The organism is Bacillus sp. SRL543 (assembly GCF_984799205.1).
Genome location: NZ_OZ481794.1, coordinates 3,444,723 through 3,457,382, shown reverse-complemented (window position 1 = coordinate 3,457,382; position 12,660 = coordinate 3,444,723). Strand labels below are relative to the sequence as shown.

Annotated in this window: 13 protein-coding genes; 10 read left to right on the top strand and 3 right to left on the bottom strand. The window is 46.3% G+C overall.

The features are described 5' to 3' along the window. Positions 1-6 precede the first annotated feature (6 nt). The 6 genes from rpoD (at position 7) to AC4E8B_RS17720 (ending at position 5,534) form a co-directional block, all read left to right on the top strand. The gene (gene rpoD / locus AC4E8B_RS17745; RefSeq protein ID WP_490214646.1) at positions 7-1,131 is read left to right on the top strand and encodes an RNA polymerase sigma factor RpoD; all 1,125 of its coding nucleotides are present in this window, start codon (positions 7-9) and stop codon (positions 1,129-1,131) included. 95 nt (positions 1,132-1,226) lie between these two features. Further along, positions 1,227-1,748, top strand: coding sequence for a hypothetical protein (locus AC4E8B_RS17740; RefSeq protein ID WP_490214645.1), 522 nt, complete (start codon positions 1,227-1,229; stop codon positions 1,746-1,748). A 95-nt stretch (positions 1,749-1,843) separates the two neighbouring features. Further along, complete coding sequence (locus AC4E8B_RS17735) at positions 1,844-2,983, top strand: acyl-CoA dehydrogenase family protein (protein WP_490214644.1); 1,140 nt, start codon at positions 1,844-1,846, stop codon at positions 2,981-2,983. A gap of 196 nt (positions 2,984-3,179) precedes the next feature. Then, positions 3,180-3,545 carry a cytochrome c550 gene (gene cccA, locus AC4E8B_RS17730; protein WP_490214643.1) on the top strand — a complete coding sequence of 122 codons (366 nt, stop codon included), beginning with the start codon at positions 3,180-3,182 and terminating at the stop codon, positions 3,543-3,545. Between the two features lie 164 nt (positions 3,546-3,709). Beyond that, positions 3,710-4,432, top strand: a complete 723-nt coding sequence (locus tag AC4E8B_RS17725; RefSeq protein ID WP_490214642.1) for a tRNA (adenine(22)-N(1))-methyltransferase — start codon at positions 3,710-3,712, stop codon at positions 4,430-4,432. Further along, complete coding sequence (locus AC4E8B_RS17720) at positions 4,419-5,534, top strand: Nif3-like dinuclear metal center hexameric protein (protein WP_490214641.1); 1,116 nt, start codon at positions 4,419-4,421, stop codon at positions 5,532-5,534. The genes AC4E8B_RS17725 and AC4E8B_RS17720 overlap by 14 nt, the downstream gene beginning before the upstream one ends. 36 nt (positions 5,535-5,570) lie before the next feature. On the opposite strand, the gene AC4E8B_RS17715 is transcribed toward AC4E8B_RS17720, so the two are convergent. Then, positions 5,571-6,512, bottom strand: coding sequence for a 4-hydroxy-3-methylbut-2-enyl diphosphate reductase (locus tag AC4E8B_RS17715; protein WP_490214640.1), 942 nt, complete (start codon positions 6,510-6,512; stop codon positions 5,571-5,573). 197 nt (positions 6,513-6,709) lie between these two features. Further along, positions 6,710-7,282, bottom strand: a complete 573-nt coding sequence (locus AC4E8B_RS17710; protein ID WP_490214639.1) for a YqfQ family protein — start codon at positions 7,280-7,282, stop codon at positions 6,710-6,712. A 260-nt stretch (positions 7,283-7,542) separates the two neighbouring features. Between AC4E8B_RS17710 and AC4E8B_RS17705 the strand changes: the two genes are divergently transcribed. Together AC4E8B_RS17705 and AC4E8B_RS17700 are read left to right on the top strand one after the other, a co-directional pair. Continuing rightward, on the top strand, positions 7,543-8,853 hold the full coding sequence (locus tag AC4E8B_RS17705) for a DEAD/DEAH box helicase (protein WP_490214638.1): 1,311 nt from the start codon (positions 7,543-7,545) through the stop codon (positions 8,851-8,853). Positions 8,854-8,882: 29 nt separating this feature from the next. Further along, complete coding sequence (locus AC4E8B_RS17700) at positions 8,883-9,779, top strand: deoxyribonuclease IV (RefSeq protein ID WP_490214637.1); 897 nt, start codon at positions 8,883-8,885, stop codon at positions 9,777-9,779. 784 nt (positions 9,780-10,563) lie between these two features. On the opposite strand, the gene AC4E8B_RS17695 is transcribed toward AC4E8B_RS17700, so the two are convergent. Then, positions 10,564-10,818 carry a DUF2624 domain-containing protein gene (locus tag AC4E8B_RS17695; RefSeq protein WP_490214636.1) on the bottom strand — a complete coding sequence of 85 codons (255 nt, stop codon included), beginning with the start codon at positions 10,816-10,818 and terminating at the stop codon, positions 10,564-10,566. A 170-nt stretch (positions 10,819-10,988) separates the two neighbouring features. Here AC4E8B_RS17695 and AC4E8B_RS17690 point away from each other — a divergent pair, with 170 nt between their 5' ends. Together AC4E8B_RS17690 and AC4E8B_RS17685 are read left to right on the top strand one after the other, a co-directional pair. Beyond that, positions 10,989-11,783 carry a metal ABC transporter ATP-binding protein gene (locus AC4E8B_RS17690; RefSeq protein ID WP_490214635.1) on the top strand — a complete coding sequence of 265 codons (795 nt, stop codon included), beginning with the start codon at positions 10,989-10,991 and terminating at the stop codon, positions 11,781-11,783. Next, positions 11,780-12,643: a metal ABC transporter permease gene (locus tag AC4E8B_RS17685; protein ID WP_490214634.1), complete on the top strand. Its 864-nt coding sequence runs from the start codon at positions 11,780-11,782 to the stop codon at positions 12,641-12,643. The genes AC4E8B_RS17690 and AC4E8B_RS17685 overlap by 4 nt, the downstream gene beginning before the upstream one ends. Positions 12,644-12,660 lie beyond the last annotated feature (17 nt).

Genomic DNA, 12,660 nt, shown 5'->3' with positions numbered 1-12,660 from the left:
GGACTTATGGCTGAAAAGTCAGCCCGTTCAAAAGAGGTTGATTCAGAGTTGACCGTGGAACAAGTGAAAGAACAATTAACGGAAGTCGGAAAGAAAACCGGGGTTCTCGCATATGACGATATCGCGGAAAGGCTTTCCAACTTTGAGCTGGATTCCGATCAGATGGATGAGTTTTATGAGTTTCTTGGAGATCAGGGGGTAGAGCTTGTCGGCGACAACGATGATGCGGACCCTAATGTCCAGGAGCTTGCAAAGGGTGAAGAGGAATTTGATTTAAATGATTTAAGTGTTCCTCCCGGTGTTAAAATCAATGATCCTGTCCGCATGTACCTGAAAGAAATCGGCCGTGTGGATCTTCTTTCTGCACAGGAAGAAATTTCCCTGGCCAAGCGGATAGAAGAAGGCGATGAAGAGGCAAAAAGAAGGCTGGCAGAAGCCAACCTGCGGCTCGTAGTCAGCATTGCCAAAAGGTATGTCGGTAGAGGTATGCTGTTCCTTGATTTGATCCAGGAAGGGAATATGGGCCTCATCAAAGCGGTTGAGAAATTTGATTACCGTAAAGGCTATAAATTCAGTACGTATGCGACATGGTGGATCCGCCAGGCCATTACAAGGGCGATTGCCGACCAGGCAAGGACGATCCGGATTCCTGTCCATATGGTGGAAACAATCAATAAGCTGATCAGGGTTCAGCGCCAGCTTCTCCAGGATCTCGGCCGCGAACCGACTCCTGAAGAGATTGCGGAAGATATGGATCTGACACCGGATAAGGTCAGGGAGATCCTTAAGATTGCCCAGGAGCCTGTTTCACTCGAAACGCCTATCGGTGAAGAAGATGACTCCCACCTTGGCGACTTCATTGAAGACCAGGATGCTACTTCGCCATCTGAGCATGCAGCATATGAGCTCCTGAAAGAACAGCTCGAAGACGTTCTTGATACCCTTACAGACCGTGAGGAAAATGTCCTGAGGCTTCGTTTTGGACTCGATGACGGGCGTACGCGCACTTTGGAAGAGGTCGGAAAAGTCTTCGGCGTAACCAGGGAGCGAATCCGCCAAATTGAGGCGAAGGCACTGCGCAAGCTGAGGCATCCAAGCCGAAGCAAGCGGCTTAAAGACTTCCTCGAATAAAAAAACATTGTCAGGAAATAGTTTACTTCTTAAAATAGAGGTAAACTATTTTTTTTGAAAAAAATGCCTTTGGATTCCGGACAGGATGGGTGAATATGGATAAAGCGAGAAAAGACTTGATTGTAAAAGAAATTTTATACTGGAAGGATAACCGCATGCTTCCTGAGCATTATTGTGATTATCTGCTTGCTTTGTATACAGAAGGGAATCGGCCGAAGGATAAAGCGCGAAAGGCAAAAGGGTTTTATTTTCACAATATTATTCTCTTGCTGCTGATTCCTCTATCGCTGTTATTAATTTATTTTACTGAATTATCTTTCATTTTGCAAATGGGCCTTCTGATTTTTTTTACAATAACTGGAGTTTCTCTTGTCATTTATTTTACTAATAAAGGAATTGCACCGCAACTGCCTCTGGCTGTTTCTGCTTTATTATTGCTTTTGATATCAGTTGAGATCGCATCTCATTTGTTCCCCGGCAATAATGCAGCCTTGTATGGAGCTTTAATGCTCAATTGTCTGCTTTGGGTTGGAGCTGCCTGGAAATTCCATCTGCAGTATTTTGGAATTTCAGGCGCTGTTGGATTTATCATCATAATTATTTCTATTTTCATATAATAAATTAAATTTTAAAGTTTTTAAATGTTGAGAAAATTAATTCCTTCCTCGTATAATGGTAATGAAAGCGTATACAAACTTCGAGGGGGATTAGCATGAATTATGAATTGACTGCCGAACAGAATATGATTTTAAAAATGATCAGGGAGTTTGCTGATGAAGAAGTGGCTCCCGGTGCACTGGAAAGGGACAGGACGAAAGAATTTCCGAAAGAAATCTTTAATAAATTATCGGATATGGGTGTAATGGGGCTGCCGTTCCCTGAAGAATACGGCGGAGGCGGGGCGGATACAGTCAGTTTTGCTATTGTGACAGAAGAGCTCAGCAGGGCCTGCGGTTCGACGGGGATCACTTATTCTGCCCATATCTCCCTTGGCGGGGCGCCCCTTTATCTTTTTGGAACAGAAGAACAAAAGCAAAAGTATCTGGTTCCGATCTGTACAGGAGAATCATTCGGAGCATTTGGGCTGACAGAACCGAACGCTGGGTCAGATGCTGGCGGTACAAGGACGGGCGCGGTAGAAAAAGATGGGGAATTCATCATAAATGGCAGCAAATGTTATATTACCAATGCGAGCTATGCAAAGCATCTGGCCATTACTGCAGTTACAGGCGGTAGCGGAGCGGATAAAGAAATCAGCGCGATCATTGTGCCGACAGATGCAGAAGGCTTTAAGGTAATCGACAATTACGAAAAAATGGGTCTTAATGCTTCAAATACCACAGAGCTTGTCATGGAAGATGTGCGTGTTCCGACTGAGCACTTGCTCGGCAAAAAAGGTGAGGGGTTCAAGCAATTCCTGATCACATTGGATGGAGGCAGGATCGGGATAGGCGCCATGGCTGTCGGCATTGCCCAGGCCGCTTATGATAAGGCGCTGCAGTATGCAAAGGAGAGGACTCAGTTCGGCCGCTCGCTGTCCCAGTTCCAGGCAATTCAATTCAAGCTCGCCGATATGGCGATGAAAATTGAGCTTGCACGCAATATGGTCTACAAAGCAGCATGGCTCAAGGACCAGGGAAGGCCATTTACAAAGGAAGCATCTATGTGCAAGCTGTATGCTTCCGAAATTTGCATGGAGATTGCAGACCAGGCTGTCCAGATCCATGGAGGCTATGGCTATATGAAAGAATATCATGTAGAGCGCTATATGAGGGACGGAAAGCTGACGGAAATCGGCGAAGGCACGTCAGAGATTCAGCGTATGGTGATAGCGCGGCAGATAGGCTGTTAAGGGCAACTGGCTCCATTTTTATGGAGCTCTTTCATTTTATTGGCAAAATAGAGGCGGAATCTTCCAATTTCGAACATACTGTGACAAAGTTCAGTTTAGGGCTTTTCCTTCCAGGGGTTTTCAAGTAAAATAGAGATTGTTTGTATTATATAATATACTTGACTGAGATGTTCTTACATAAGGGAGGTTAAAACACATGAACCGAAATCCATTAATTCCGTTTCTTTTGATTGCTGTGTTAGGCATTGGGGCAATGTTCCTCGTTTCCTTCAAAGGACTGGGCGATGCTAAGGACCTTGCGGCCGAGCAGGAAGGCGGCGGAGAAGAGCAGACCGAAGAGGTTGCAGCCAACCCGGAAGACATTTATAAACAAACCTGTATCACCTGCCATGGCGACCAATATCAAGGCGGGGTAGGTCCTGCTTTGACAGGCGTTGGCGACCGCTACTCACAGGATGAAATCGCTGACATCGTTGTTAACGGTAAAGGATCCATGCCGCCAGGGCTTGTTCCGCAGGAAAAAGCTGGCGAAATGGCTGAATGGCTTGCAGGCCTGAAATAATGTACAGTTAAAGAAAAGCCTTTCTTTTGAAAGGCTTTTCTTTATTTTAGAACTCTATGCATGCTTCAAAAGGCTTGCAGGGCTGCTGGACATTGCTTTCCGGCTTTTTTATACTAAGAGAATATGGTTAATTCGAATCTATGTAAAGTGGTGTGATGTAAAAGATGAATACAGAACAGTTATCGCTGCGGCTTGCCAAGGTCGCCGAATATATTCCTGATGGTGCAGTCTTTGCTGATATAGGCTCAGACCATGCCTATCTTCCATGCCATGTAGTCTCTAAGGGTAAAGTGCCCTTTGCAGTCGCAGGCGAAGTGGCAGAGGGTCCTTTCCAGTCTGCAAGGAATCAAGTCATCCAGGAAGGGCTGGGCGATAAGATAGCTGTCAGGAAAGGGAGCGGCCTGGAAGTAATTGAAGGAGGAGAAGTCGATTGTGTAGCCATTGCCGGTATGGGGGGCGCATTGATCGCCAGCATCCTTGAAGAGGGGAAAGTAAAACTGCCTTCAGTGAAAAGGCTTGTCCTCCAGCCTAATATAAGCGCCATCTCAATCCGCAAATGGCTGGTTGAGAACGGTTGGGAGCTTATAGCAGAGGATATGCTTGAAGAAGATGGAAAGATCTATGAAATCCTGGTCGCAGAGCAGGGAGATCCGTTACGCGCCTATAGGGGGAAGGATGAGCAAAGCGCCTATCTTTTCGGGCCCTTCCTCACAGAGCGGAAAACAGATGTCTTCAAGAAAAAATGGTTGCATGAAATGAAGAATTGGCAAAGGATTCTTCAGGAGCTTGATAAAGCTGCAGATACAGAAGAGACGAGGATAAGGCGGCAGGAGCTCGGACGCAAAATTTCTATGGCAGAGGAGGCGGTAAAAGGTGAAAAAAGTTAATGGCCATCAAATCATCTCTTTGTTTGAAGAGTTTTCACCAAAAAACCTGGCGATGGAAAATGATAAAATCGGACTGCAGATTGGCGGCCTGAACAAAAAGACGGATAATGTCATGATTGCCCTTGATGTGCTGGAGGAGGTCGTTGATGAAGCCATTGAAAAGAATATTCAGCTCATCATCGCACACCATCCCCCGATTTTCAGGCCATTGCAGAAAATCAATACAGATACTTCAGCCGGAAGGATTATCGAGAAGCTTATTAAGCATGATATCAGCGTATATGCTGCACATACGAATCTTGATGTGGCTGAGGGCGGTGTGAATGATCTCCTGGCGGAAGCACTTGGCTTAGAGAACACAGAAGTCCTTGTGCCCACATATGAAACCAGCCTGAAGAAACTGGCTGTTTTCGTGCCGCTGGAAGCAACTGATGCTGTGAAAGAGGCACTGGGCAGGGCCGGTGCCGGGGCAATCGGAGATTACAGCTTCTGTGCCTTCTCTTCGGAAGGGACCGGACAGTTTATGCCCGGGGACTCAGCCAATCCATACATCGGGACGAGAGGCCAATTGGAGAAGGTAAAGGAAGTCAAGGTGGAAACAATTTTTCCGGATCATCTGGAAAAGAAAGTGATTTCTGCACTGATTAAAGCACATCCATATGAAGAGCCTGCGTATGATATTTATCACCTTGAAAATAAAGGCCAATCACTTGGGCTTGGACGGATCGGAACAGTTCCTGAAGCAACGCTTGAAGAATTTGCTGGAAAAATCAAAGAGGCATTCGGGCTTGACAGGGTCCGGGTAGTCGGAGATCTGAACTCCCCTGTCAGGAAAGTGGCTGTCCTGGGCGGGGACGGAAATAAATATTTTACCCAGGCAAAGTTCAAAGGTGCAGATGTGTATGTAACAGGGGATCTGTATTATCATACTGCACATGATGCAATGATGATGGGCCTGAACATCATTGATCCCGGCCATAATGTAGAGAAGGTAATGAAGAAGGGTGTGGCGCTCATCCTTGAAAAAATGGCCAGGGAAAAGGGTTATGATGTGAACTTTATTCCCTCAGAAGTGCATACAGATCCTTTCAAGTTTATTTAAAGAAAAGAGCTGCAGCGATTGCTGCAGCTCTTTTGTTTAGGCCCTCTTAATTTTTGGAAGCACTTTGCTGAGAGGCACTTTTTTCTCGGTTTTCCACGTTTCCGGGTCATTAGGATTGAACTGCTGAAGGAAAGTGATGACTTCTTTTGTGATTGGTGTTGGAGTCGAAGCTCCTGCTGTGACAGCTGCCTTTTTGGCATCTTTCAGCCATTCGATCTTCAGTTCTGAAAGATCGGCAATCCGGTATGCAGTAGTGCCCGCAATTTCCTCGGATACCTGGGCAAGCCGGTTGGAGTTATTGCTCTTTGGATCACCTACTACAATCAGTACATCGGCTTCTCCTGCCTGCTCAGCGACCGCTTCCTGCCGTACCTGGGTAGCCATGCAGATTTCTTTATGAAACTCTGCATGAGGATATTTCTCTTTTATTCTATCCATGACTGTGACAACATCCCATTGGCTCATAGTCGTCTGGTTGGTAACAATGATCTTGCTGCTGTCCAGGGTGAGCCTGCCGACATCTTCTGCAGTTTGTACAAGAGATACTGCATGCGGAGCAACCCCAAGGGCTCCTTCAGGCTCAGGATGGCCTTTTTTGCCGATGTAAATGATCTGATAGCCTTCTGCGTCTTTTTCCCTGATAAGGTCATGGGTCCTTGTCACATCAGGACAGGTGGCATCAATTGTTACGAGCCCCTTGGATTTTGCAATTTCGCGGATTTCAGGGGAGACGCCGTGCGCCGTGAATATAACAGTGCCTTTGTCGACTTTTTCAATGATATCTTTACGGTTCTCTCCATCCAGTGTTATGATGCCTTCTTCTTCAAATGCATCGGTGACATGTTTGTTATGGACAATCATGCCAAGTATATAAATCGGCCGCGGCAGGTTTTTGTCCAAAGCGGCATTCCTTGCTATGACCATTGCGTCGACAACCCCATAGCAATAGCCCCGCGGCGATATTTTTAAAACATCCATTCTCCAATCCTCCCATTGCAGTGGAACTGAAACTTATTTTTAAGAGAATCAACTGCACCTACATTATATAAGACTTGTTGAGATATTACAAAAGGGGGCATTCAATTGGCAGAAAAAATCAATAATCTTACATCGGTTTAGAAGGGAGGAGAGCCAAAACAAAAAAGAATGCCCCGAAAGCTGCATTCTTTACAGATTTATATATAAAGCTTTGGTGAAGAACTGCCTTTTCCTGGAACTCCGGCTCGTTTGGGAGCGTCCGAAGGCTGGTGGGAACCGGCTGTTTCAGGTTTTCTTTTCTCCGGCTGGGAGGGGGCTTTTTTTGTTTCAGAAGCTGTCTCCTTTTCACTTTCTTCACTTCCAGAGCTCTTCAACCCTCTGTACAATTTCCACATGGCCGGAAGATTTTTGACCATCGGGCCATACTGCTGTACCATCGGGCCGAATTGCTGGGCTGTATTGAGCATTTTCTGTGTGTTTGACAAAAATCCCGAGATGCTGGACGGATTGGCGATCGACTTCAGGAATCCGCCTGAACCTGCTGCATTGGCAGCGCCCGGAGCTGCGGCGCGCATGCTATTCAATCCGCCTGCTGCTGATGCTGGATTTCCGCCTTTGCCCAGCAGCTTGGCCAGCAGTCCTCCGCCTCCCTGGCGTGTCTGCTGCATAGGTCCCATCATGGGGCCAAAGTTGGGCCTGGCCTGCACCGGGCCTCTGAATTGCGGCGGCATTCCTCCGCCCTGCATCGGAAAACGGGGTCTAGGCTGCATAATTTGCCTCCTTTATTTAAAAGTTTCTCTTTATGTAAGCTATGCACCTGTCATGAAATTGGTTTAGGTTTCTGCGGAGGTTTCCTTATTTTCATGTCTTGGCAGGGATTTTATTAAAAAGCGTCCGTATGGCTAAAATAATAATATCAACAGTATTGGTGGTCTTTTGCATGAATCTTTATTATAATAATATGATGGACAAAGACTGGTGAGACAAGTTGTCCACTCAGCCAGCGGCCACTAACTATAAGGAGTTAATTATGACGGAAACAAAATTCGAACGATACGAACTTAAGCCATTTATTATAGAAGCTGTCAAAAAGCTCGGGTTTTATGAGCCCACGGAAATTCAGGAACGCCTGATCCCGATCATCCTTAAAGGGGATAGTGCGATTGGGCAGTCCCAGACAGGCACCGGCAAGACACATTCTTATATTTTGCCGATCCTGCAGAAGATCGATCCTTCGAGACAGGAGGTCCAAGCTGTCATTACGGCCCCGACGAGGGAGCTTGCCACCCAAATATATAAGGAAGTCCTTAAAGTAACAGAGCAGGCTGAAGGTGAAGAAATAATCAGCTCCAAACTGTTTATTGGGGGAACAGATAAACAAAGAACGATTGAGAAGCTGAAAGTGCAGCCTCAGGTAGTAGTAGGGACTCCTGGACGGATAAATGACCTGGTTAAGGAAAATGCCCTGTTCGTCTATACCGCTCCAATGCTGGTAGTGGATGAAGCCGACCTGATGCTGGATATGGGCTTCCTAGAAGATGTGGACCAGGTTGCCGGCAAGATGCCTGAAAAGCTTCAGATGCTTGTATTCTCAGCAACAATCCCTGAGAAGCTGAAGCCTTTCCTGAAGAAATATCTGGAAAACCCTAAATTCGTGCACATAGAGCCAAAGCAGATTGCCGCTGCAAAAATTGAGCATTTTCTGCTTCCTTCAAAGCACAAAAGTAAGACGGAAATTGTCTTCCGTGCGCTGGAGGCATTCAACCCATATTTGGCGATCGTTTTTACAAATACAAAGAAAAAGGCCGATGAAGTGGCCGATGCCCTCATGCAAAAAGGTTTGAAGGTAGGCCGCATCCATGGCGACCTCAGCCCGCGTGAACGGAAAAAAATGATGAAGCAGATCATGGATTTGGAATTCCAGTATATTGTTGCGACGGATCTTGCTGCCAGAGGCATCGATATCCAGGGAATCAGCCATGTCATTAATTATGAGCTGCCGACAGATCTTGATTTTTACATCCACCGTGTCGGCCGGACGGCAAGAGCGGGTTCTTCCGGCGTCGCTCTCACGATTTATGAGACGTCAGATGAAGATGCTCTGAACAGGCTGGAAAAGCTGGGAATCGAGTTTAAGCATGTTGATCTTCAAAAGGGTGAATGGATCGATTTAGGCGACCGCAACAGACGGAAAAAACGGCAAAGGCAGACAGATGAGATTGATGCCCGTGCTCAATCCCGTGTGAAAAAGCCGAAAAATGTAAAGCCCGGTTATAAGAAGAAGATTCAAAGGGAAGTCGAAAGCATTAAAAAACGCCAGAGAAGGCTTAAAAAGAAATAAAGGCAGTGCTGCCGGAGGGAGAGAATGCAATGCTTAAAATTGGTTCGCATGTATCGATGAGCGGGAAGAAAATGCTACTTGCTGCAAGTGAGGAAGCTGTATCTTATGGCTCCAGCACTTTCATGATTTACACAGGGGCCCCTCAGAACACGCGCAGGAAGAAAATCGAGGATTTGAATATTGAAGAAGGCAGGCGCCATATGGAGGCTAATGGAATTGACAATATCATCGTCCATGCCCCCTACATCATCAATATTGGAAATACCACAAATCCTTCGACTTTTGAGCTGGGAGTCAACTTTTTGCGTTCGGAAATAGATCGTACTGAAGCAATCGGCGCCCGCCAGATTGTCCTCCATCCCGGTGCGCATGTCGGTGCAGGAACAGAAGAGGGCATAAAAAAAATCATTGAAGGGCTGAATGAAGTCCTGAATGGCGAGGAAAATGTCCAGATTGCTCTGGAAACGATGGCAGGCAAAGGTTCTGAATGCGGAAGAAACTTTGAAGAGCTCGCCATGATCATCGATGGGGTCAAGTATAATGATCATCTATCGGTCTGCTTTGATACATGCCACACGCATGATGCAGGCTATAATATCGTCGAAGACTTTGACGGCGTTTTGAATGAGTTCGATAAAATTGTGGGGATTGACCGCCTGAAGGTGCTTCATATCAATGACAGCAAAAATGAACGCGGAATGAAAAAGGACCGCCATGAAAACATCGGCTTCGGCCATATCGGCTTCGATGCTTTAAGCTATATCGTCCATCATCCGCAGCTCGCAGAAATCCCGAAAATCCTTGAAACACCTTTTGTCGGGGAAGATAAGAACAGCAAGATGCCTCCGTACAAATACGAAATAGAGATGCTCAGAAGCAAGGAATTCAATGAAAACCTTCTTGCGGACATCCTGGAAGGCAAATAAGTGAAATACAGCTGCAGGATGCTGCAGCTGTATTTTTATGAGAAGAGGCTTCAGGCTAAAGAGGTAATTAGTTGCTGCCGATTAGGTGTTAAGCAGAAAAGAATTACAATAACCCTGTTGGTTGCAGTGGAAGGCACGCAGACTCCAGCGGGATTGCAGCGAAAAAGTTGAGACCCCGCAGCACGGAGCGTGAGGAGGCTCAACTTCGCCCCGCGGAAAGCGAAGTGCCTGCAACGGAATTCAACAGCCCCATACTAACAACTATGGTTTTTTATATTGGGTATAGGCTGCGGACTTAACTGAAGTTTTGAGTATATGTTCCTCTAATGAGCAAGGCTTTTCCGCATTTCTATTTGTCCAGCTCCAAAGCCTAGCCCCTCGAGTCATAAGTCACTTAGGAATTGAAGGTAAAGAACACCTTCTATTCCTAAGCGCCTTATGCTTGAGGCCCACAGGATGTGGGTCATGCAGACGTTGCCACAGGACGTGGCGTTTTTAGTCTGCGTTCCTCTAATGAGCAAGGCTTTTCCGCATTTCTATTTGTCCAGCTCCAGCGGCTAGAGACTCGAGTCATAAGCCACCTGAGAATTAAGGGCAAAGAACGCCTTTTATTCTCAGGCGTCTTATGCTGTCGTCTCTGGGCGAGCCGCTTGCGCATTTCTATTTGTCCAGCTCCAAAGCCTAGCCCCTCGAGTCATAAGTCACCAAGGAATTGAAGGCAAAGAACGCCTTCTATTCCTTGGCCCTTATGCTTGTCGGGGCTGAGCAAGGCTTTTCCGCATTTCTATTTCGTAAATTGCATGAACAGCTTGTTTACTTCCCTTGCTGTGTCCGGTCCGGCAATTTTGGCGATTTCCTTAACAATCTTGGAACGTTCTGAATCCTCAAAGATGTTGACCTGTTTACCTCTTAAGTAATTGGCAATTTGCTTTGCCTGCGCCTGATTTATGGATATTTTAAACTGCTTTGCGTATTTTAAAAGCTCTTCTGCCGTTATCGTACTGACTTTATGATTGATGATATTCTCAAATATTTTCACTATCTCCCACCTCCTCTGTACCATATGTACAAAAGCCCGGAAATGTGACTGAAAAGTGCTTACTGTGTAAAAATAAGCCAATGAATCCGGTTCTCTTTACATTCGGGAAGAGTTCCGTTATACTACATAAGTTAAATCGGAATCATTCTTATGTTAAAAGGTGATAAAATATGAAAGACCAAAAACCCATTATTGAGATATCCAACCTCACTTATAGATATGAAAAAGAAAATGTGCTGGAAAATATTAATTTAACTGTCCCTGAAGGGGCGTTCCTTGGGATCGTGGGGCCGAATGGTTCAGGGAAATCGACTCTCCTTAAAATGGTCCTCGGGCTTTTAAAGCCCCAAAAAGGCGAAATTTATCTGTTCGGACAGCCGATCGGAAAATTCAGGGATCAGTCAAAAATCGGTTTTGTGTCCCAAAAGGCAAACTCCTTCAATACCGGATTTCCTGCCACTGTATTTGAGGTGGTTTCAAGCGGCCTGACCAAAAAGCTTGGCCTGTTCCGTTTTGCAGGCAGGCAGGAGCGGGAAAAAGTTGCAGAAGCAATTGAATCTGTCGGCTTGACTGCCTTTTCAGGCCGCAATATCGGCGAGCTTTCCGGGGGCCAGCAGCAGCGGGTCTTCATTGCCAGGGCTCTTGTCAGCAGTCCTAAGCTGATGATCCTCGACGAACCGACGGTCGGGGTCGATGCTCAGAATGTACAGTCGTTTTATCAGATGCTTGGCGATTTGAATAACAAACTGGGCATTACACTGGTTCTGGTAACACATGACATCGGCACGATAACTGATAGGGTGACACATGTAGCCTGCCTGAATAAGCATCTTCATTTTCACGGCAGGACAGAAGAATTTGAAGAGTTCGATCAGAATGAGGTTTCTGAGTTCTACGGACACGGGCTCCATGTCCTTAACCATGACGGCCACCATCATCACCATCATGAAGGAGGCACATTATGATATCCGCGATCCTTCAATATGAATTTTTGCAGAACGCCTTTTTGACAGGAATTATCATCGGCACCATTGCTCCGGTTCTTGGCGTATTCATCGTGGTCCGCAGGCTGTCGCTGATAGCAGATGCCCTGAGCCATGTCACGCTTGCCGGGATTGCAGCCAGCCTTCTCCTGGAAAAAAAGTTCGCAGCATTCAGCGGCCTTAACCCGATGTATATGGGGATGCTGTTTTCTGTTGCAGGCTCCCTCTTCATAGAAAAACTGAGAGCTGTATACAAGCATTACCAGGAACTGGCCATTCCGATCATTCTTTCGGGAGGAATCGGGATCGGAGTCATCTTCATTTCTCTGGCAGACGGCTTCAATACAGATCTGTTCAGCTACCTGTTTGGAAGTGTAAGTGCGGTCAGCAGGACAGACCTTTGGATAATTTTAATCATTAGCGCCGTTGTGGCGGTTCTTATAGTATTATTATATAAAGAACTATTTTTGCTTTCCTTTGATGAAGAGCACGCAAAGGCATCCGGGATTGCGGCGAAGAGTGTGCATTTTATCTTCATCGTAATGGTTGCCCTGGTCATTGCGGCGTCCATGCGGATCGTCGGGATATTGCTTGTTTCCTCCCTGATGACCCTCCCTGTCGCTGCCAGCATCCGCATTGCCAAAGGGTTCAAGCAGACCATTCTTTTCTCGGTGATTTTCGGGGAAATCTCTGTCCTTGGAGGACTGTCGGTTTCCTATTACCTGGATCTTGCTCCAGGGGGGACGATTGTGATGATCAGCGTCCTTATTCTTGTTTTAACCATCCTGATAAAATCCCTGTTCCTGAAACTTGCTTCCGGTGCTGAAAAAGCCGGGGCATAGGCAGGGCCCAGAAAAGC

Excerpts from the sequence above, each read along its gene's own strand:
- rpoD (WP_490214646.1), top strand. The coding sequence starts at position 7 with ATGGCTGAAAAGTCAGCCCGTTCAAAAGAGGTTGATTCAGAGTTGACC.
- AC4E8B_RS17740 (WP_490214645.1), top strand. The coding sequence starts at position 1,227 with ATGGATAAAGCGAGAAAAGACTTGATTGTAAAAGAAATTTTATACTGG.
- AC4E8B_RS17735 (WP_490214644.1), top strand. The coding sequence starts at position 1,844 with ATGAATTATGAATTGACTGCCGAACAGAATATGATTTTAAAAATGATC.
- cccA (WP_490214643.1), top strand. The coding sequence starts at position 3,180 with ATGAACCGAAATCCATTAATTCCGTTTCTTTTGATTGCTGTGTTAGGC.
- AC4E8B_RS17725 (WP_490214642.1), top strand. The coding sequence starts at position 3,710 with ATGAATACAGAACAGTTATCGCTGCGGCTTGCCAAGGTCGCCGAATAT.
- AC4E8B_RS17715 (WP_490214640.1), bottom strand. The coding sequence starts at position 6,512 with ATGGATGTTTTAAAAATATCGCCGCGGGGCTATTGCTATGGGGTTGTC.
- AC4E8B_RS17710 (WP_490214639.1), bottom strand. The coding sequence starts at position 7,282 with ATGCAGCCTAGACCCCGTTTTCCGATGCAGGGCGGAGGAATGCCGCCG.
- AC4E8B_RS17705 (WP_490214638.1), top strand. The coding sequence starts at position 7,543 with ATGACGGAAACAAAATTCGAACGATACGAACTTAAGCCATTTATTATA.
- AC4E8B_RS17700 (WP_490214637.1), top strand. The coding sequence starts at position 8,883 with ATGCTTAAAATTGGTTCGCATGTATCGATGAGCGGGAAGAAAATGCTA.
- AC4E8B_RS17690 (WP_490214635.1), top strand. The coding sequence starts at position 10,989 with ATGAAAGACCAAAAACCCATTATTGAGATATCCAACCTCACTTATAGA.
- AC4E8B_RS17685 (WP_490214634.1), top strand. The coding sequence starts at position 11,780 with ATGATATCCGCGATCCTTCAATATGAATTTTTGCAGAACGCCTTTTTG.